The sequence below is a fragment of the Dyadobacter luticola genome (genome assembly GCF_005860805.1).
Lineage (GTDB): Bacteria > Bacteroidota > Bacteroidia > Cytophagales > Spirosomataceae > Dyadobacter > Dyadobacter luticola.
Genome location: NZ_VCEJ01000004.1, coordinates 613,505 through 632,484 on the forward strand (window position 1 = coordinate 613,505; position 18,980 = coordinate 632,484).

Genomic DNA, 18,980 nt, shown 5'->3' on the forward strand with positions numbered 1-18,980 from the left:
TGAGGTTGTTAAAGTCAACTCGAGTTGACAAGTACAATTTGGGATAAATCAGTTTCTTTTACAACTTGCGACATTCAATGTAATTGGGAGGAAGGGAGTTATGATAAGGAAATTTACTATGCTGATTGCGCTGATTATCGGTTTTTCACAAGCCGGTTTTTCGCAGGGCAGATCCAAATTTGGCAACCGCTTTGTCGATCCTTTCGGGGTTGTGAGCGTCACGGCCGGGCTTGGCGTGGCTTATTATATGGGCGATCTCAGCGACGGGGTGAATATGAAACATCTGGGTCTCGGCCCGTCGATTTCTTTGGGTGGACTTTACAGACTAACTGAGCATGTCAGCGCCCGGGGAGAACTCCGATTTTATCAGGTTTCGGCCGATCAGAAATATTCCAAAAACTTCCAGAACAACCTCTCTTTCAAAACATTCAATCCCGACATTCACCTGGGCATACAGGCTGATCTGTTTTCTTTTAACAAACAGGCGCCCATCAATCCCTATCTTTTCGGCGGTGCAGGATTTACATTATTAAGTCCCAAAGCAAAGCTCGATGGCCAGTGGTACAGTCTCGCGCCACTCACTACGGAGGGTGTCAAGTATAAAAGGCTTCCGCTGGTTTTCACGGCCGGTATTGGTGTTTCTTTTAAAACGACAGAAAGGTTAAGTGTTGGCCTCGAACTCTGTAATAACTTTGTCAACTCCGATTACCTCGACGACGTCAGCACCGTTTACCCAAGCCCCGATCAGCTTTCCAGTGACCTGGCACGTCAGCTTTCCGACCGCGCACCTGAAATCGGCGAGCAGCCGCGACAGCCTGGATGGAGCCGCGGGAGCGCGAAAAGCAAGGATAGCTACTTGTTTCTGCAAGTAAAAGCCACTTACCTGATCGGAAACCGCATGCAGGCGCAGGAAAGAAAGAAAACCCGCTGTCCCAAATTTTAGGATCTCAAAATTATTTTATGTTAAAATCAAAAGTGCCCCATCAATCCGAAGTGACCATGACCGAAATGGTGCTTCCCAATGATACCAACACATTGAACAACCTGATGGGAGGAAGGCTGCTGCACTGGATGGACATTTGCGCCGCGATTTCGGCCCAGAAACATTCCAACCGCATTGTGGTGACGGCTTCGGTGGATAATGTTTCATTTACGGAACCGATCCGGCTAGGTAACATTGTGACGATGCGCGCCAAAGTAACCCGTGCATTCAACTCTTCCATGGAAGTTTTTCTGGAAGTGTGGGCTGAGGATATTCCTGCCGGGCAGCGTGTAAGTACCAACCGGGCATTCTATACTTTTGTGGCGGTGGACCAAAACGGTCGCCCCATAGAAGTGCCGCCGCTGGAACCGGAAACCGACGAAGAAAAGGAACTTTACCTGAGCGCACTTCGTCGCCGCCAGCTCAGGCTGGTTCTCGCAGGCCGCATGAGCGCCACCGACGCCACGGAGCTTAAAGCGCTTTTTCAAGGCTGATAAGTCAATCGGCACGCCATCATTTCGTAATTTTGCGCGATCAACTCTTTTATGACTATGCCGAAAGAAATCATATTTTCAGATAAAGCACCAGCGCCGATCGGTCCGTACAGCCAGGCCGTGAAAATAAACGGAACCGTATACGTCTCCGGTCAGATCGCTGCCGAACTAGCCACGTCGGGAGACATTAAAGCCGAAACCGGCATGGTAATGCAGAACATAGGTCACATTCTCGGCGCCGCAAAACTGGGCTTCGGCCATGTGGTAAAATCCACGATTTTCCTCCGCGACATGAACGACTTCGCCGCCGTCAATGAAATCTACGGCAGCTTTTTCACCACCAACCCTCCCGCCCGCGAAACCGTACAGGTAGCACGCCTGCCGAAGGATGTGAATGTGGAGATTAGCGTGGTGGCGGTGGAGTAACTTTGGTCGTTGGTGGTCATTGGTCGTCATTTATAGTCATTAGTAGTCAAGTGTTGTCAGGTATGGTCAGGTATTGTTAAATTATGCTTACTAAGAAAGAAACAATAAATGACTATCAATGACTACTAATGACAAAAAACAACACTTGACAATCCCTGACCGTACCTGACAAAAAAATCCCTCATTTCAATTTTTTCCCAAGAAGCCCAATGTCAACTCCCCAAGTTCGAGTACGTTTTGCCCCTAGCCCAACCGGTCCGCTGCATGCGGGTGGGGTGCGTACCGCTTTATATAATTATTTGTTTGCGCGCCAGCAGGGTGGCCAAATGTTGCTTCGTATTGAAGATACAGACCAGAACCGGTATGTGCCGGGGGCGGAAGCTTACATTCTGGAAGCATTGCAGTGGCTCGGCATCGAGATAGATGAAGGACCGCACCAGGGTGGGCCGCATGCGCCTTACCGGCAATCGGAAAGAAAACCGATGTACCGCGAATATGCTGAAAAACTGATCCGTGAAGGCAAGGCGTACTATGCATTTGACACGCCGGAGCAACTGGACGAAATGCGTAAAAGGCTCGAAGCTGCGAAAGTAGCTGCCGCCCAGTACAATGCAATCACCCGCATGGAAATGACCAATTCGCTGACATTGTCGGCGGAAGAAACTGCGGGGCGATTGGCAAGCGGCGATCCGTACGTGATCCGGATGAAGATTTCTCCCAAAGAGGATATTCGTTTCAATGACCTGATCCGCGGCTGGGTAGTAGTACATTCTTCGCAGATCGATGATAAGGTTTTGCTGAAATCTGATGGGATGCCAACTTACCATTTAGCCAACATTGTCGACGATCATCTGATGGGCATTACCCACGTGATCCGGGGCGAAGAATGGCTTCCCTCGGCGCCAATGCACGTTTTATTATACCGCTATCTCGGCTGGGAAAGCACCATGCCGCAGTTTGCACATTTACCATTGTTATTGAAACCCGACGGTAACGGAAAACTCTCCAAACGTGATGCTGACCTCGGCGGCTTCCCAATTTTCCCGCTGGAATGGACCGACCCGAATACGGGTGATAAGGCGCGCGGCTTCCGCGAAGAAGGTTACCTGCCCGGCGCTACGGCCAACTTTCTTGCATTATTAGGCTGGAATGCGGGTACCGAGCAGGAAATTTTCAGTATGGATGAGCTGATCAGCGCATTCAGTTTTGACAGGGTGCATAAAGCCGGGGCGAGGTTCGACATTCAGAAGGCCAACTGGTTCAATCAGCAATATTTAAAACAGTTGAGCGAAGCGGAGGTAACATCTTCATTGAAACCGCTTTATCAGGAAAAGAACATTGCATTAACCGATGAGCAGCTGAGCCAGATCGTACATTTGCTCAAAGACCGCGTACATTTTGTCAAAGAAATCGTGACCGAATCGCTGTTTTTGTTTGAAGCGCCGGAAACGTATGATCCGGAGGTGACACTCAAAAAATGGAATGAAGAAGCTGTGAATGCTATTTCAGGTTTGAAAGATGCATTTGTCGGTTTTGAAGGCGATTTTGTGGCGCATGACATCAAAGAATTGATCTCTAAGACGATGGAAACATTGGGTATAAAAATGGGAAAAATCATGCAGGCGCTCCGGCTGGCAGTGACCGGTGCCGGTGCTGGCCCAGACCTGATGATCATCATGGAAATATTAGGCAAAGAAGAAGTGGTCAGGAGGCTGGAAAATGCGCTTAGCCGCTTATCAGCCCAAATACGGCTGGCATAGGAATGTTAGAACCGTCGGATCAATATCTTTTCATGCAGGATTGATCATTTGCATATTTTCGTAAACATTGAACAAATGGCAAAGAAGAAACAAGGCGACACCTCAAAACCTGCGGCAGAGAAGCCCAGGGTCCACAAAGACCTCGACGGATTTGACATTCAGATCAATTCTTTCGGAGAAATTACCACCAGCTTCGACATGGACAAGATCAACGAGTTCCTGAACAAGAATGTGGACGATAAGAAGCTCCGCGACCGGGAGGATATTCCGGGGCGTAAGACCAGGAAGAAAAAGAAAACTTCCGGGGAAGAGGAGGAAGAAGAGGAGTAGGGTCGAAAAGAGAGTGATTTTTGCGCTGATTGATATTCACTAAATAACCTTGACAAAAAATGATCTCACACGAAATTGATTACAAAATTATCGGCGACGATATCCAGGTCGTGGAAATTGAGCTTGACCCAAACGAAACCGTGATCGCGGAAGCGGGCGCCATGCTTTTTATGGAAGACGGGATCCAGTTTGAAACTAAAATGGGCGATGGCTCGGAAGCGAACCAGAGCATTATGGGCAAGATTTTCCAGGCGGGAACACGTCTGATTACCGGAGAATCACTCTTTATGACGCATTTTACCAACCGTGGCGTCGGCAAGAAAAAGGTGGCTTTTGCAGCACCTTATCCCGGAACCGTGATGCCGATCGACCTTGCCAAGATTTATGGAAATGAGCTCATCGTGCAAAAAGACGGTTTCCTGTGCGCTGCGATGGGTACCAGCATGAAAATCCACTTCAATCAGCGTTTTGGTTCGGGACTTTTTGGTGGCGAAGGTTTTATTCTTCAAAAACTGAAAGGTGACGGTCTAGCATTCGTGCATGCAGGTGGCGTGGTGATCGAACGGTCATTGAATAATGAAACATTGCGCGTAGATACGGGCTGCGTTGTCGCATTCGAGCAGTCGCTGAGCTTTGACATTCAGCGCTCGGGTGGATTGAAATCGATGGTTTTTGGCGGTGAAGGCATGTTCCTGGCAACATTGAGAGGTACCGGCCGCTGCTGGATCCAGTCAATGCCGATTTCGAAACTGATCCAGAGATTGTCTGTCATGGGGCCAAATGCCAGAAAAGAAAGTGGCTCGGTGATTGGCGGGCTCGGCAGCTTATTTGAGGATTAATTTTTAAGATCAATATGGAGAAATGGCAGGCGCGAAAGTGTCTGCCATTTTTTGTTTTACCTGAATAAAATGCGCCGGGTCTCAATCTCAGATCCGTCCTGGATTCTGAGAATGTAAGTACCAGTCGGCAACCGATACTGCGGCTTCACCACTGTCAAACCAATCACCTCGCGATCGGAAATATAGATTGGATGCTCTTTTCCTGTCATATCAAAAAGCGCACATTGAAGCGGATTCCCGGTTTTTGATTTTAAATAAAATTGCTGGTTCGGTTCGCTGAATGTTGGATTCGGGAATGCTGTCAAAGCTTCCGGGCCGCCATTTTGGAAAATGGTGACTACGGTCGAGTAGGTTACTTTCGCGTTTTGATGTTCCAATCTTAACCGGTAAAAAATCGCTTTTTCACCCAGATTCTGATCGGTATACCTATAAACCTGCGACTGGTTTTGCGGCTCGGCGAATGTTTGTAAATCTGCGTAATTGACTCCGTCGGTTGTTTTTTGCAGGATAATGTTAGTCAATGTTGGATCATTCGCCAGCAGCCAGGAAATGTGAATGTTGTCCCCGATTAACCGTGCAGCAATTTTGTTGACAAATTCTATGCGATCATAAATACGATTAACATAAAAAGAATCAGTAGCATTGCCCGGGAGCACCGGCTTCGTCGCAGATAAGCGGACCTTATAACTTCCATTTTCCAAGGTTTCAGGAATGTTTATTTGAATCGGGCTGGTGATGCCTTTCCCGACAGTTGCCACGTAGTTACCATCATTTCTATGCAGTTCCGCCTGGATTTCAGTTTTTTCTGCAAGATCTCCACTAAAAAAATACGGTAGCTGAAAAGTAGCGCCGGGGAAGAGTCGGGCAGGGGTGATGCCGGTATGAATGTCAAATCCGGGAAGCGTCGGGATTACTTTTTTCAATAAAGAATCCGGCAGTACGCGGTTCCAGGCCGTGGCGGCTAATGTTAGTCCCTGGATACCGCCGGTAATGTTCTCGAAATGCTCGGAACTGGGCCGCGGCATCTGAATCGTATCGAGATAAGGACCTTTGAATGTGTTGAAATTCTTGATCGCTGCCAACCTGGCCTGCGCATTCAGCACCGGCTGGTAAATTCCTTTAAGCTGATTACTCGCAGAATTTTGCGCGATAAACCAGGGAATGTTATAGCCGGTATCCTTCCGGCTGTTTTCAATTAATGTTTTGATATCATTGAAATAATCATCCTCCGTCACTTTCAGCTGCCCGTCGTTTTCACCATGCGACCAGAATATCGCGCGAATCCCGGTCTGCGAAGTCAGGTAGCGGATTGCATTCACAATGTTGCTGTAAGGCTGGCGATTGGGCCAGGTTTTCCCGACGTAAATGTTTAGTGCGTCCTTGCCGGAAGAAGTGTCTGCATAGTTTTCAGCATTCGCCGCCGCCCAGGCTGCATTGAAAAAAAGTACCGGCACATGCCATTTTTTAGAAAGCATATCGCCCAGTTCCGCCCAGTACCACGACACTTCACCGCTCGGAAATATCGCATGATCCTTTTTCAGCGGACTAAATGTCGGCAGCGGCATCGGCCCATCTGGCGCGACCGTAATGTTTTCAGCATTAAGGGTTTTATTAACAGCATTAAAAGAAACAACATTGTCCGACGCATCTTTGGAACCCAGCCCGGGCAGGCCCATCGCATTGGAATTGCCCGCTATCAGGAAAACCTCCCCGACACCAACCCGCGGCACCGTCACCGAATCCGTAATTCCCAGATCGGTGTAGCCAGTTAATGTGAGCTTGTACCAACCGGTTTTTAATTTAAATGAATTAGTCAGAAATCCTTGCAGCAGCTGGTCTTCTTCAAAAAGCCATTCTTTGGGTTGATATACATTGCCTTCAATCGGCGTGAGGCTGGCTTTTATTTTAATGTAGGGAAAACGGGCATAAGCCGTCACCGGAAGCGTCGCGAACCCGGCGGTATCCCGCTGCATCACCTGGTTATTGACCGGCGATTGAATGCTGAGCTGCGAATAGGCGGTGCTATAAAACGAGCACAAGATCAGCGCCAGCCAGCTGCCCTGTTTGTGAAAGTAATGTTGGATGAAGTTTTTCAATGTTCGCGCTGCCATAAACCCACTGCTTTCAGGAACATTCCAATTTAGCCCAAATCAATGTTAAAACCTGCCTGAGACACATTAAAAAAAGCCGGCCGGATTGCAAATGCTTTCCGGCCGGCTTGTCAGACTTAACAATGATTCTTAATTATAACCTGGGTTCTGAGGAGTCAGGCCCGGATTGTTTTTCATTTCCTGGATACCCAGCGGGAACAGCAAATGTTTTTCCTGCAAAGCCACACCAGCACCTACGTTCAAGTTCAGGTGACCTACGAAATTGTCAAAACCTTTTGTTTTTTCATTGAACACCTTACGCAGGCGGACCATGTCAAACCAGGTAATTCCTTCGTAGCAGAACTCGTACCAGCGCTCACGCCAGATCGCCTCACGCAATGTTGCCTGAGTGAACGTTGCCTGTGCAGGTGTAGTCAGCTTCGCACGGTCGCGGATTCTTTTGTAAGCGTCGTAAACTTCTGCGCTTGGGCCGCCTACTTCATTTTGTGCTTCTGCATAGATCAAAAGTACTTCCGCGAAACGGATCAGATTCACATTCAGGTTGTTGTTGCGGGTAGGGGTAATGCCCGGTCCGCCCAACGCCTGCTGGTTGAAGTGTTTGAACACGTAAGGCGCACCCAGGTCAAACTTCGCACCATTTCCGTTGGTATAATACGTCGTGTAGAACCAGCCTTCCTGATCTTTTTTACGCAAATCCTTGTCATCAAATGAGTTGTAGAAAGAAAGCGTAGGGATTGTGCTTCCTGTTCCACCAGGACCTGAGTAGGTCACCGCCTTAAAGTTCGGGAAGTAATCGTTCAGCGGGAAACCTGCTACTGCCACATTGTACTGAATTTGGAGCAAATGTTCCAATTTGTTTTTCTGTGATTCCGTGTGAATGTCCAGGTAAGTAGGGAACAGGTTCACGGTAGTAGGGTTCGCTTTTGAGTAAGTGATTACTTCAAGCGCTTTGTCAGCAGCCAGCTTGTAATGTGAAGCGCCTTTGCTCAGCGGGAATCCTGCCATCGTCAGGTATACCTTCGATAAAAGTGCTTTTACAGCCATCTGGTGCGCGCGGCCAGTTGTTTCAAATACTGGTAGGCCAGCAGTTTCGGCAGCTTTCAGGTCTTCCACGATAAAGTTATACACTTCTTCCTGAGGCGTTCTTTTTGCAAAGAAATCTTCGGATGTCGCAGTTTGTGGTTTAGTCACCAAAGGCACATCGCCCCAAAGACGTACGGCATAGAAATAGGCCCATGCACGCAGGAAACGTGCTTCGCCAATCAATTTTGTTTTCTGCGCCTCAGTTGCCGGGGCACGGAAATCGATCGTCGGGATTTTTTCAATCGCCAGGTTAGCATTCGCGATCATCCGGTACAAACCGTTCCACCAGTTTACAATGTGTCCTGTATTACCATCGTAAGTCAGTGAGTACAAGTTGTTCAAATCGGAGTTCTGACCGGTTTCAGTCGTAGCCGTACCTGTTACCGCTTCCAGCATTTGCCAGTTGGCGGAGAAGATACCCGCACCATCACCGTAGAAACGCATACCTGCATAAGTTGCAGCTACTGCCGCTTCCGCGTGGTCAGGAATGGTATAGTAGCTCTCCGGGGTAAGGTTGGACGGATCTTGCTCGTCCAGGAAGTCGGAGCAGCTGGTAGGTCCCAGCAGGATCGCGCCGAAAAGGATCGCCGTACCGAATTTCTTTATATTTAATAGCCTCATAATCAATATTTTTTTCAAATTATTTTAAATGTCCAAACCTTAGAATGCGATCTGCAAACCACCCATAAATACCGTTGGTTTTGGATATCCGTGCCAGATCATACCTTGTGAAAAGACGTTGTCGGAATCACCACCGCGAATTGGCGTAGCCTCAGGATCACCCAGTTTGTAAGGCGAAAGCAGGAAGAAGTTCTGTGCAGAAACATACAGTCTCAGTTTGCTCAGTTTGATCTTGCTGATCATGTCGGCAGGGAAGTTGTAGCCTAGCAGCAAGTTTCTTCCGCGCAGGAATGAACCGTCGAAAATCCAGTGCGTATCCACGTTGGTTACATAACCAGCGCGAGTTTCGCGGATCTCAGCAATTTGTGAATTCTGGTTTTCAGGAGTCCATGCGCCCAATACTGTTTTGTAGCTGTTCGCGATAGAAACGCGGTCTTCAGAAGCGTGCAGGTTCATATCCATCACGTCGTTTCCGTATGAGAATTGCAGGTCAAGCGTCAGGTCGAAGTTGCCATAACGAACTGTGTTCGCCAATGTTCCCCAGCCTTTTGGGCTACCATTACCGATAATGGTACGGTCAGCATCTGTGATCGCGCCGTCGCCGTTGAAATCTTTGTACTTGATATCACCTGGCAGCATAGTAAGGTTGTTACGGTAGCTGGTGAATTTCGCAGCCTGATCTCTTTCAGCTTCGCTCCATGTTCCCAGGCGGGTCAAGCCCCAGAATGCACCAGCTGGCTGGCCGATACGGATAACGCTGGTTTGGTTGGTGATACCAGGACCACCCACGCCGAAGATGTCAGATGGTGTAGCCAGCGACAATACTTTGCTTCTGTTGAAAGAAATGTTGAAGCTGGTAGTCCATGAGAAGTTCTGACGCTCGATGTTGGTCGTGTTCAAAGCAAATTCAAAACCTTTGTTTTCCATCGAACCAATGTTCTTACGGATTACAGCATAACCGCTGGTACGTGGTACCGGCGCATCCAGAAGCATGTCAGTAGTCTTTCTGTAATAGTAATCTGCCTCCAGAGAAACACGTCCTTTCAGGATACTGATTTCAAGACCGGCATCTGTCTGAGCTGTTTTTTCCCATTTCAAATCAGGGTTTGCCAATCTGTTGATACCAGTTCCGTTTGCGCGGGTATCGCTGTAAATCGTTGCGTAGTTGGCGCTAAGCAGTGACAAAGATGAGTACGGAGGAATTTCCGAGTTACCTGTCAAACCGTAGCTGGTACGGATTTTCAAATTGGAGATCAATGTATTCGATTTCAGGAATTCCTCGTCAGACACTTTCCACGCCAAGGCAGCAGATGGGAAGAACGCAAACTTGTGGTTTTCACCAAATTTGGAAGAACCATCCGCACGTCCTGTGAATGTCAGAAGGTATTTTTCTTTCAATGTATAGTTCAAACGACCGAAGTACGAGTTGAACGCAAACCTTGAAGCACCGGAAGCAACACTTGGCAGGGTAGCACCTGCACCCAGGTTATTGAAATTAAAATAATCGGTAGAGAAGTTGCGAACGCTTGCACCAGTAGTAGCAATGTTCGTTTCCTGCCACGAAATACCCGCCAAAGCAGTCAGCGAGTGAATGCCGCCGAATGTTTTGTTATAAGTCAAATAGTTTTCAAACGACCAGAAAGTCTCTTTGCGGCTTGCTTTTCCAGCAGTACCGAATTCGCTGATCGCCAATGTGCGGGTCTGCGACTCGTTGTACTCCTGCGTCAGCACGTTCACACCCAGTACCGAGCGGAATTCCAATCCCGGCGCCAGAGTAAGGTTCGCATAAAGGCTACCCAATGTAGTTTGCGTATTCTGGTTGTATTTACGGCCCATCAAACGGTGTACCGAGCTGAAAGAACCCTCAGCCTGTGGATAATCGCGGTTGTTGGCGTAAGTTCCGTCAGGATATTTTACAGGAAGGAAAGGAAAATCCTCCACCATCTGGCGAGGTACAGCATCATTGATATCGACAAGGTTTTCAGCCTGGTTGTTGTAGCTCAATGTACCTCCGATGCGCATCCATTTTTTCACCTGATCGTCTACCGTCAAGCGGGTTGCGTAACGCTTCATGTATGAAGTTTTGATCAAACCCTGGTCGTCACGGTAGTTCAGCGACAGCGAGTAAGTGGTTTTGCTGTTACCGCCGCTGAAACCCAGCTGATGGTTTTGGCCCACTTTGTGCTGGATCGATTCGTCCCACCAGTTGGTATCGTAGTTCGGGATAAAGTTACCCGCAGCATCCACCGAGAATACATCCGGGTGAGCAGCATTCAAAGCAGCGCGGCGCACTTTCGGATCTTGTGGCGCATATTTGCCTGATGCCCAGCCAGCCGGGTCATATTTTTTAATGTTGGCATAAGCCAGATCTTCTACTGCCAGATATTCTCTTGCATTCAAAGTTTCAGCTCTCTGCGGACCAGTGAAAGGAACGCTCAGGTCAAGACCGTAAGTAATGGTGCTTTCGCCCGCTTTTCCTTTTTTAGTCGTAACCAAAATAACACCATTCGCACCTCTCGCACCGTAAATCGCTGTGGAAGAAGCATCTTTCAATACCTCAACGGAAACGATATCGTTCGGGTTGATGTAGTCGATCGCCTGGCTTTGCTGGTTCTGGTTTCCTTGCGGAAGCATTACACCATCCACCACGTAAAGCGGGTTGTTGGAAGAGTTGATGGAGCTGAAACCACGGATACGCACGTTGGCACGGCCACCCGGACGACCCGAGTTCACGTTTACCTGCACACCGGAAATTTTACCCTGCAATGCCTGGTTCAGAGAAGGCGCCGGACGCTCTTTCAGCTGATCTTCTTTCACAGAACCCACAGATCCTGTCAAATCCGATTTCTTCGCTGTACCGTAACCGATTACGACTACTTCGCTCAGCGCTTTTGAATCAGATACCAGCGCTACATCCAATGTAGTACGGTTTCCAATTTCAACTTCCTGGCCTATATAACCCACAAAGCTGAATACCAGCACGCCGCCTGCATCGGGTACGGAAAGGGTGTAATTTCCTGATCCGTCGGTAGTTGTACCTACGCTGGTACCTTTCACCACAACGTTTACGCCTGGAAGACCTTCGTTGTTTTCCTTGTCAGTGATCTTGCCTTTAATTGTTTTATCTACCCGGATGAAGGTAGCTTCGAAGTCTGGTTTATTACTAGCGACTGCCACAAAAGAGCACGAGAGCGCGGGCAGGAGTAATAGAGAATTTCGGATGCCCCGCAAGCGGAACAACCATTGGTTGGTATCGGTAATTTTCATTTAAAGTCGGTTAGAGTAGTAAAATTTCTTCTTTCACAGCATGGACTGTGCGCACAGGTCAGGTCATTCTTTGGTCATAGGCAAATGTTTAAGGGTGATCAGATTGTTAAGCGAGTAGTTAAAAAATAATGATAAGATATATTTATTTATTCCTATTGAGATTGAGTCACAATGATGTTCGAACATACTTTAAAAGCAGGCGGATGTTCAGTTCTTGTTTTTGATCAAAGCATTAGTAATAGCACATTTTTATGACGCGGGTCGTTTCGATGGCTTAGTTGGGTATGTAGTAAGCCGGTTATCAGAGGGTCAAAAAATTATGGTGTCAGTCGGGAGTTTTTATAAAGCCTTAAAAATGCGTTGCAATATTATAATATTTAACAATAAATTTTAAATATGTAACTGTAAAAAACATAATTATTTGTGCAAACGTTTGCATAATATATGCTTAACATAGGTGCTTAACGTCTATAAATCAGCTGATTACGATTCTATTTAAACCAAAAAAAGCCACTTTGTCCCCGAAGGGCAAAGTGGCTTTATCGTTTTAGCAAAATAATTCAGGTTAATTCTGTATTACTTTTTGATAAAATAATATGTCGAATTGTACCCAAAGGTGACAAAATGCGGTTTAAACCAAGTCAACTGTGCGGCCGGTGCGGACAGATTCGTCGCAGGCAAATGCGATCGACAAGCTCATCACCGCATCCTGCAAATGATCGGTCAGGTCGAGATTTTCACGTACAGCTTTCAGGAAGTACCGCTGCTCGCGATTGCACAATTCCTGGTGGTCCGGTTCATCTTCGAGGTTGATCCAGGTGTCTTCATGCACAAACTCATCCTGGTCGTTCAGCTCAGCATGGTGCACGCGGATCGACTCCGTTTTAGTATGTGCTTCCACCGAAGAAGACTTGCCGCTGCCGCCTGCATCCTTCGCCACAATCGACGCAGAACCTTTCGGCCCGATCACATCTTTCACGAAAAAGGCAGTCTCGCTGATCATCGGTCCCCAGCCTGCTTCGTACCAGCCCACCGAGCCGTCTTCAAACCAGATCTGCAGCTGGCCGTAGTTATAATTTCCTGCCGGAATGTCCTCCGTCATCCGCGCACCGATCGCATTCACACGAAGCGGTTTCGAGCGGGTCATCTGGCACATCACATCAATATAATGCACGCCGCAGTCTACGATCGGGCTAAGGCTTTTCATCAAATTCCGGTGCACGCCCCACATATAGCCGTGGCTCTGCTGGTTGAGGTTCATCCGCATCACGAGCGGCTTGCCAAGTCCCTGCGCCTCGGTCACGAAACGCTCCCAGGAAGGATGCACCCGCAAAATGTAGCCGACAACCACTTTTTTATTGGCCGCTATCGCAGCTTCCACGACACGCTTCGCACCTTCGACGGTATCCGCCAGCGGTTTTTCGATGAACACGTGCGCGCCGCTTTGCAAAGCTTTCACGGCAAATTCCTCGTGGGTATCCGGGTAAGTCGAGATACATACTGCATCCGGTTTGGTTTCAGCCAGTGCTGTGTCGTAATCGCTGAAAAGGCTGTAACCGCCGCCCAGCTTTTCGTTTAGTACTTCTTTGCTTTTACCGGTCGATACGATCCCGCAGATTTCGAAACCGTCGATCAGCTGGTAAGCAAATGCATGGGAAGCGCCCATGTTGCCACAGCCCACCACCAATACCCGAATCGGGCTTTCATTTTCAAAAGATGACATAGTAATTAGATAATGTTAAAGATTCCGGGTTAGCAGGAACAGACATTCAAACAACAGCCAGATACGGTGTTTGTGTTTCAAAATTAGGGATTTTAATCTGTTTTCAGGGAAAGGCATTTTTCCGTGAAAAAAAATCACAGATGGTTACAAATCACACTTTGAAATTCCAATTAATTCTGCAAATATGTAGTCGCGGCGACGGTCGCTTTTTTACTCCTCATCAAACCAATTCATGCTTACACTTTACCCTCAGCGCGGGCAACTGCGCATGGTGCTTTTACGCACGCTCACCTTACTTCTTCTTGTGTCCTGCACATTCCGTGTCTTGGCGCAGGAAGATATCAAGCCGACTTTTGGGGTTATTGACAAGGCTTCTCTTCAAATGAAAGTTTGCCCGGGCGACAGTTCAGCAGATGCCATGTTTTTATATGATTATGGAGAAACCACATTTGGTTATGAAGCAAACCGGGGGATATTTATCAAAACGAAGATCTGGGCCAGGATCAAGATCTTTAAAGAGTCGGGGCTGGATCAGGGCAATATTTTATTGACCTATTATGAAGGTGCAAAAACAGGAGCCAAAGAAAAGCTGGATGACATTTCAGGTGTTGTTTATAACCTGGATGGAAATGAAATTGTTACCACGAAGCTGGATCAAAGTACTATTCAAACGGAAAAATCTGCAGAAGGTTACCTGACCCGGAAGTTTAACTTACCCAATGTTAAAAAGGGCTCCGTGATCGAATATTCATACACCCGCTTCACGCCCTTCCTAGTAAGTGCTACTCCCAAAGCCTGGCCTTTTCAGGGATCCATACCAATTCAGTGGAGTGAGTACAAAGTAACAATTCCCTCATTTATAGAATACCACATTACGTTCGGCGGATACCTTCCTTTTTATATCAACGAATCGGAGGTAGTGGACATGAAATTTGGATTGAAAATGTTGGAAGGAAAAAGTACTTCCTACCGACTGGTAGTGAAGGATGCACCGGCATTTGTTAATGAACCTTTTATTACAACCTCTGACGACTACATTTCGAAAGTAAGTTTTGAACCTTCGGCTTACAAGATTGCTGGATTTATCGGTGAAGAATTTGCCGGTACCTGGGACCAGATCGATTGGAAGTTCAGGAAGGCGGCACTTTTTGGAGAAGAAATCAATGCGCCGGTTTTTGGAAAAGAAATCCCTGAACAATTGCTGGACAATGCAGCCAGCCCCAAAGACAAAATGAATGTGGGGTATTCTTACATTCAAAAAACCATGAAGTGGGACGAGGGAGTAGCCCTCATGCCGGCTTCCGACATTAAAAAGGCTTACCAGAACCGGAAAGGAAATTCAGCAGCGGTTAATTTATTGCTGATCAATTTGTTGAGAAAAGCCGGCCTGGATTGTGATCCTGTGGTTTTGAGTACGCGCAGCCACGGAAAAGTGTTCAAGGATTTCCCGACATTGGAAAACTTTAATTACGTGATCGCCCGGGTCATGGTAGACAGCGTGGCCTATCTGCTCGACGCCACCCAGAAATTTGCCCGGCCCGGTGTGTTGCCTGAATATGCGCTGAATGGTTTCGGGAGGGTCATTCCCAAGGTTTATCAAGGGCATTTTATTGACATTATTCCAAAAGATGCCAATAGCACGCTTGTGATGGTCGATGCTGAGTTTTTGCCGGAAGATGGTAAATTGAAAGGCAAATACAGTGCGTCACTGGGTGGTTACGAGGCGCTGGATTGGCGGGAAGATTTTGCGTCCGAGCCTGACAAAAAGTATTTGGAAGCTTTTCAAAAGGAATTTTCGGAATGGAGCATTAAAAATTTGACAGTTTCTAATAAGACCGAAAAGCTGGACGCGCCTGTCAGTGTGAAATGTGAGTTTGAGACGGAAAGCGAGAGTATGTCACCCGGAACCTATTATTTTGACCCGATCACCGCCGGAAAAATGAAGGAAAATCCACTCAAATCGTCGGAGCGCATCTATCCGCTGGACTTCACCACTTTGGTTGCCACTTCTTTCATCGGAACATTCAGGCTGCCTGAGGGTTATTTTATCGAGGAAATGCCGAAGGCAGAAGTGATCACGCTTCCGGGAAATTCTGCGCGGTTTCTGTACCAGGCCAAACAGGATGGGAATGTGATCCAGGTGACGAGCAAGGTAAGTATCAATAAAATCAAATTCCTGCCGGAAGAGTACCACGACCTGAAAGAGTTTTTTGACCGCGTCGTGACAAAGCATGCGCAGCCGCTGGTTATCAAGAAAAAATAGCATTTAACATTCTGGAACAATGCCTGTCAGATTAATAATACTCCTGTTTTTATATCCCTTTCTGGCAAAAGCGGACCAGGATTTAAGTGTCGGCAAAATCAAGCCGGAGCTCTTGAAAGGCGCTCATGCGGTGATCCGTCTCAGTGAGTTGGAATGGGAGATCAAATCAAAAGCGGAAGGTCGGCTGAGTACACATTTGATTGTGACTATTTTCGACGAAAGTGGAGAGGAACGCTACCGCAGCCTGTATGTGGGGTACGATCAGTTTACCAAAATCAAGGACATTGAAGGAAAACTGTACGACGCAAATGGCAAGCTGCTCAAAAAATTGAAAACGACGGACATCCAGGATTTCGGCCTGGGTTTGTATAGCGATGCCATCACTGACGCCAGGATGAAGCAGGCCCAGTTTGGAGAGAAGGCATTTACCTATCCGTATACAATTGAATTCAGCTACGAGACGGTCGACCGGAATATGATGTTTTATCCCAAGTGGAGTGCCGGGAAAAAAGAGGGTACAGCCATTGAATCGGCCATATTCAAGATCAAAGCGCCCGAAGGTTTCGCATTCCGGTATAAAGAAAAAAATGGTGCGCCGCCGGTGAAGAAATCACCTGCTTCCGGATCACAAGTTTATGAATGGAGCATCGCAAATCTGCCTGCCGATGATCAGACTGACGAATATCCGCTTCCGCAAATCGATGGTGAGCCCCTCGTCCTCACCGCACCTTCCGACTTCGAGATCCAGGGTTACCAGGGTAACTTTAACTCCTGGGAAGATATGGGTAAGTTTTACTATACATTAAATGCAGGCCGTGATGCGCTGCCGGCGGCGACGGTGGAGGAGATCAAAACATTGGTCAAAAACCTGAAAACTGACCGGGCAAAAGTGGAGGCGATCTATAAATGGATGCAGGCGAAGTCGCGATATGTGAGCATTCAGCTGGGGATCGGCGGCTGGCAGACGATAGATGCGATGACGGTGGCCGGCAAGGGTTACGGAGATTGTAAGGCATTGACCAATTTTACCCTGGCTGCCTTGCGTACGGCCGGCATCAAATGTCACCCGGCGCTGATAAAAGCAGGCGAGGAAGAGAAGATCATGGCGGATTTCCCCAGCAACCAATTTAACCACGTCATTGCCTGCGCGGTTTTGGCAAAAGATACCATGTGGCTGGAATGTACGAGCCAGACGGCCAAGCCCAATTTTCTCGGAACATTCACGGGTGGAAGGTATGCTTTGCTGGTGATGCCGGAGGGCGGCAAGCTGGTGGCGACGCCGGGTTACAAGTCGCAGCAAAATGTCAGGAGCAGCAAGGCCAGTGTCAATCTGGAAGAAAACGGTACCGGGCAGATTGAAGTGCAGGTGCGCTACGCCGGTTTGCAGCAGGAGATGCGCCAGGCCGTACTTTATAATACCACTAAAGAGGAGCAGAAAAAATGGCTTATTAACCACATTAACCTTCCCAGCCTTGATTTACAGCGTTTTGAATTGATAGAAGAAAACGAAGCCGAGCCCCGCGTGCGCGAAACATTGACCATGAATGTCCGCAACTGCGCTACCAAAACCGGCACCCGGCTATTTGTAAAACCCGCGCTGCTGAGCCGGACCATCGAGATGCCGACATCTTCGGAGCGCCCGACAGATTTTTACCTGCCGCTTTCGGATTACAATTTTACCGATTTGGACACGATGGCCTACCATGTTCCGGCCAACTACAAATTGGAAACTACATTGCCCGCCGTGAAAGTCAGCTCCGCATTTGGTACTTATGAAATGAAGGCAGTTTTGGACAACAACCGCCTCGTATGTTACAGGAGCGTGGTTATGACCGGCGGCAGGTATCCTTCCTCCGATTTTCCGGCGTGGGTTGATTTTTTGAAAAAGATCAGAAAAGCCGACCGCACCCAGGTTGTATTTGTTGAAAACAAGCCATAGTCTTAAAACCAGGTTAGGTTAAAATCGGTAAAATATTGATTAAAAGACGCGAATACCGACAGCGATCATTGTTTTACCTTTGATAAAATTCATAAGAAATAAGCAAGTGATATGAACAAAGAATCCTGGTATGGCATTTTTCCTGCGCTGGTAACCCCGTTTAAAGCAGATGACACAATTGATTTTGAACTGTTTGGCAAAAATCTTCAAGCTCAGATCGAAGCTGGGGTCACAGGTGCCATCGTAGCAGGTTCTCTGGGAGAAGCGAGTACGCTTACCCGCGCTGAAAAAGTGGAGCTGGTAAAATATGCCAAAACCGTCGTTCCAGAGGGTATGCCAGTGGTTTTGTGTATCGCCGAGCAAGCTACTGCCGAGGCTGTCAGCATTGCAAAAGAAGCTGAAAGCATTGGTGCGGACGGTTTGATGGTGCTGCCTCCGATGCGCTACAAAGCGGACGACCGCGAGACTGTTGCCTATTTCAGGACGATCGCACAAAGTACTGCGCTTCCTTTGATGATCTACAACAATCCGGTAGACTACAAAATTGAGGTAACCCTGGAAATGTTCGAAGAACTGGCCGAGGAAGCCAACATTCACGCGATCAAGGAATCAACACGCGACGTGAGCAATGTTACACGCTTGTTCAACCGTTTCGGCGACCGTTTCCGGATCTTCTGCGGCGTGGATACCTTGATCATGGAAGAAGTCATGCTGGGCGCCGACGGTGTTGTGGGTGGTTTGGTGGATGCATTTCCAAAAGAAACCGTCGCAATTTTTAATCTGGTGAAAGCCGGTATGTATAAAGAAGCACTTGCGATTTACCGCTGGTACCTGCCGCTTCTGGAACTGGACATTCATCCTAAGCTGGTTCAGAACATTAAGTTGGCCGCTGCTAAAATGAATATCGGTTCGGAATACGTTCGCGCGCCAAGATTGGTATTGGATGGTGCCGAAAGAGAAAGAGTGATCGCGATCATCGACAAAGCCATCGAAACGCAGCCCACATTGCCCGATTATTTGAATCTGACGGCTGATTCGTATTTAGCATAATTTTTGTTTTTCGAGCGCCTGTGTTAGGACAGGACGCTCCGCCGGAGCGGGGATTTTGTGGTGGTTTTGATGCTAGAAACAGGGTGCTCCTC

Annotated in this window: 13 protein-coding genes; 9 read left to right on the forward strand and 4 right to left on the reverse strand. The window is 47.8% G+C overall.

Annotated elements, in window-relative coordinates; genetic code table 11:
* Positions 1 to 118: 118 nt before the first annotated feature.
* The 6 genes from FEN17_RS13330 (at position 119) to FEN17_RS13355 (ending at position 4,831) form a co-directional block, all read left to right on the forward strand.
* Positions 119 to 943 carry an outer membrane beta-barrel protein gene (locus FEN17_RS13330; RefSeq protein WP_229208814.1) on the forward strand — a complete coding sequence of 275 codons (825 nt, stop codon included), beginning with the start codon at positions 119 to 121 and terminating at the stop codon, positions 941 to 943.
* Positions 944 to 960: 17 nt separating this feature from the next.
* The gene (locus tag FEN17_RS13335; RefSeq protein WP_138365844.1) at positions 961 to 1,476 is read left to right on the forward strand and encodes an acyl-CoA thioesterase; all 516 of its coding nucleotides are present in this window, start codon (positions 961 to 963) and stop codon (positions 1,474 to 1,476) included.
* Between the two features lie 57 nt (positions 1,477 to 1,533).
* Complete coding sequence (locus tag FEN17_RS13340) at positions 1,534 to 1,902, forward strand: Rid family detoxifying hydrolase (RefSeq protein WP_138365845.1); 369 nt, start codon at positions 1,534 to 1,536, stop codon at positions 1,900 to 1,902.
* A 209-nt stretch (positions 1,903 to 2,111) separates the two neighbouring features.
* Entirely contained in the window at positions 2,112 to 3,662 is a 1,551-nt protein-coding gene (gene gltX / locus FEN17_RS13345) for a glutamate--tRNA ligase (protein ID WP_138365846.1), read from the forward strand.
* A 75-nt stretch (positions 3,663 to 3,737) separates the two neighbouring features.
* Positions 3,738 to 3,992, forward strand: a complete 255-nt coding sequence (locus tag FEN17_RS13350; protein WP_138365847.1) for a hypothetical protein — start codon at positions 3,738 to 3,740, stop codon at positions 3,990 to 3,992.
* Between the two features lie 59 nt (positions 3,993 to 4,051).
* A complete protein-coding gene (locus tag FEN17_RS13355; protein ID WP_138365848.1) occupies positions 4,052 to 4,831 on the forward strand; it encodes a TIGR00266 family protein in 780 nt (259 codons plus the stop codon).
* Positions 4,832 to 4,887: 56 nt separating this feature from the next.
* On the opposite strand, the gene FEN17_RS13360 is transcribed toward FEN17_RS13355, so the two are convergent.
* From FEN17_RS13360 to FEN17_RS13375, 4 genes are all read right to left on the reverse strand, one after another.
* On the reverse strand, positions 4,888 to 6,942 hold the full coding sequence (locus tag FEN17_RS13360) for a sialate O-acetylesterase (protein WP_138365849.1): 2,055 nt from the start codon (positions 6,940 to 6,942) through the stop codon (positions 4,888 to 4,890).
* 129 nt (positions 6,943 to 7,071) lie between these two features.
* Positions 7,072 to 8,646 carry a RagB/SusD family nutrient uptake outer membrane protein gene (locus FEN17_RS13365; protein ID WP_138365850.1) on the reverse strand — a complete coding sequence of 525 codons (1,575 nt, stop codon included), beginning with the start codon at positions 8,644 to 8,646 and terminating at the stop codon, positions 7,072 to 7,074.
* Positions 8,647 to 8,685: 39 nt separating this feature from the next.
* On the reverse strand, positions 8,686 to 11,913 hold the full coding sequence (locus tag FEN17_RS13370) for a SusC/RagA family TonB-linked outer membrane protein (RefSeq protein WP_138365851.1): 3,228 nt from the start codon (positions 11,911 to 11,913) through the stop codon (positions 8,686 to 8,688).
* 631 nt (positions 11,914 to 12,544) lie between these two features.
* Entirely contained in the window at positions 12,545 to 13,636 is a 1,092-nt protein-coding gene (locus FEN17_RS13375; RefSeq protein WP_138365852.1) for a Gfo/Idh/MocA family protein, read from the reverse strand.
* Between the two features lie 232 nt (positions 13,637 to 13,868).
* On the opposite strand from FEN17_RS13375, the gene FEN17_RS13380 reads away from it, so the two are divergent.
* The 3 genes from FEN17_RS13380 (at position 13,869) to FEN17_RS13390 (ending at position 18,888) form a co-directional block, all read left to right on the forward strand.
* Positions 13,869 to 15,899 (forward strand): DUF3858 domain-containing protein, encoded by a 2,031-nt coding sequence (locus FEN17_RS13380; protein ID WP_138365853.1) that lies wholly within the window; start codon positions 13,869 to 13,871, stop codon positions 15,897 to 15,899.
* Between the two features lie 19 nt (positions 15,900 to 15,918).
* Positions 15,919 to 17,838 (forward strand): DUF3857 domain-containing protein, encoded by a 1,920-nt coding sequence (locus tag FEN17_RS13385; protein ID WP_138365854.1) that lies wholly within the window; start codon positions 15,919 to 15,921, stop codon positions 17,836 to 17,838.
* 111 nt (positions 17,839 to 17,949) lie between these two features.
* Positions 17,950 to 18,888, forward strand: a complete 939-nt coding sequence (locus tag FEN17_RS13390; RefSeq protein ID WP_138365855.1) for a dihydrodipicolinate synthase family protein — start codon at positions 17,950 to 17,952, stop codon at positions 18,886 to 18,888.
* The last annotated feature ends 92 nt before the right edge of the window (positions 18,889 to 18,980 follow it).

Coding starts and splice junctions, on each gene's coding strand:
- FEN17_RS13330 (WP_229208814.1), top strand. CDS start 119: ATGCTGATTGCGCTGATTATCGGTTTTTCACAAGCCGGTTTTTCGCAG.
- FEN17_RS13335 (WP_138365844.1), top strand. CDS start 961: ATGTTAAAATCAAAAGTGCCCCATCAATCCGAAGTGACCATGACCGAA.
- FEN17_RS13340 (WP_138365845.1), top strand. CDS start 1,534: ATGCCGAAAGAAATCATATTTTCAGATAAAGCACCAGCGCCGATCGGT.
- gltX (WP_138365846.1), top strand. CDS start 2,112: ATGTCAACTCCCCAAGTTCGAGTACGTTTTGCCCCTAGCCCAACCGGT.
- FEN17_RS13350 (WP_138365847.1), top strand. CDS start 3,738: ATGGCAAAGAAGAAACAAGGCGACACCTCAAAACCTGCGGCAGAGAAG.
- FEN17_RS13355 (WP_138365848.1), top strand. CDS start 4,052: ATGATCTCACACGAAATTGATTACAAAATTATCGGCGACGATATCCAG.
- FEN17_RS13360 (WP_138365849.1), bottom strand. CDS start 6,942: ATGGCAGCGCGAACATTGAAAAACTTCATCCAACATTACTTTCACAAA.
- FEN17_RS13365 (WP_138365850.1), bottom strand. CDS start 8,646: ATGAGGCTATTAAATATAAAGAAATTCGGTACGGCGATCCTTTTCGGC.
- FEN17_RS13370 (WP_138365851.1), bottom strand. CDS start 11,913: ATGAAAATTACCGATACCAACCAATGGTTGTTCCGCTTGCGGGGCATC.
- FEN17_RS13375 (WP_138365852.1), bottom strand. CDS start 13,636: ATGTCATCTTTTGAAAATGAAAGCCCGATTCGGGTATTGGTGGTGGGC.
- FEN17_RS13380 (WP_138365853.1), top strand. CDS start 13,869: ATGCTTACACTTTACCCTCAGCGCGGGCAACTGCGCATGGTGCTTTTA.
- FEN17_RS13385 (WP_138365854.1), top strand. CDS start 15,919: ATGCCTGTCAGATTAATAATACTCCTGTTTTTATATCCCTTTCTGGCA.
- FEN17_RS13390 (WP_138365855.1), top strand. CDS start 17,950: ATGAACAAAGAATCCTGGTATGGCATTTTTCCTGCGCTGGTAACCCCG.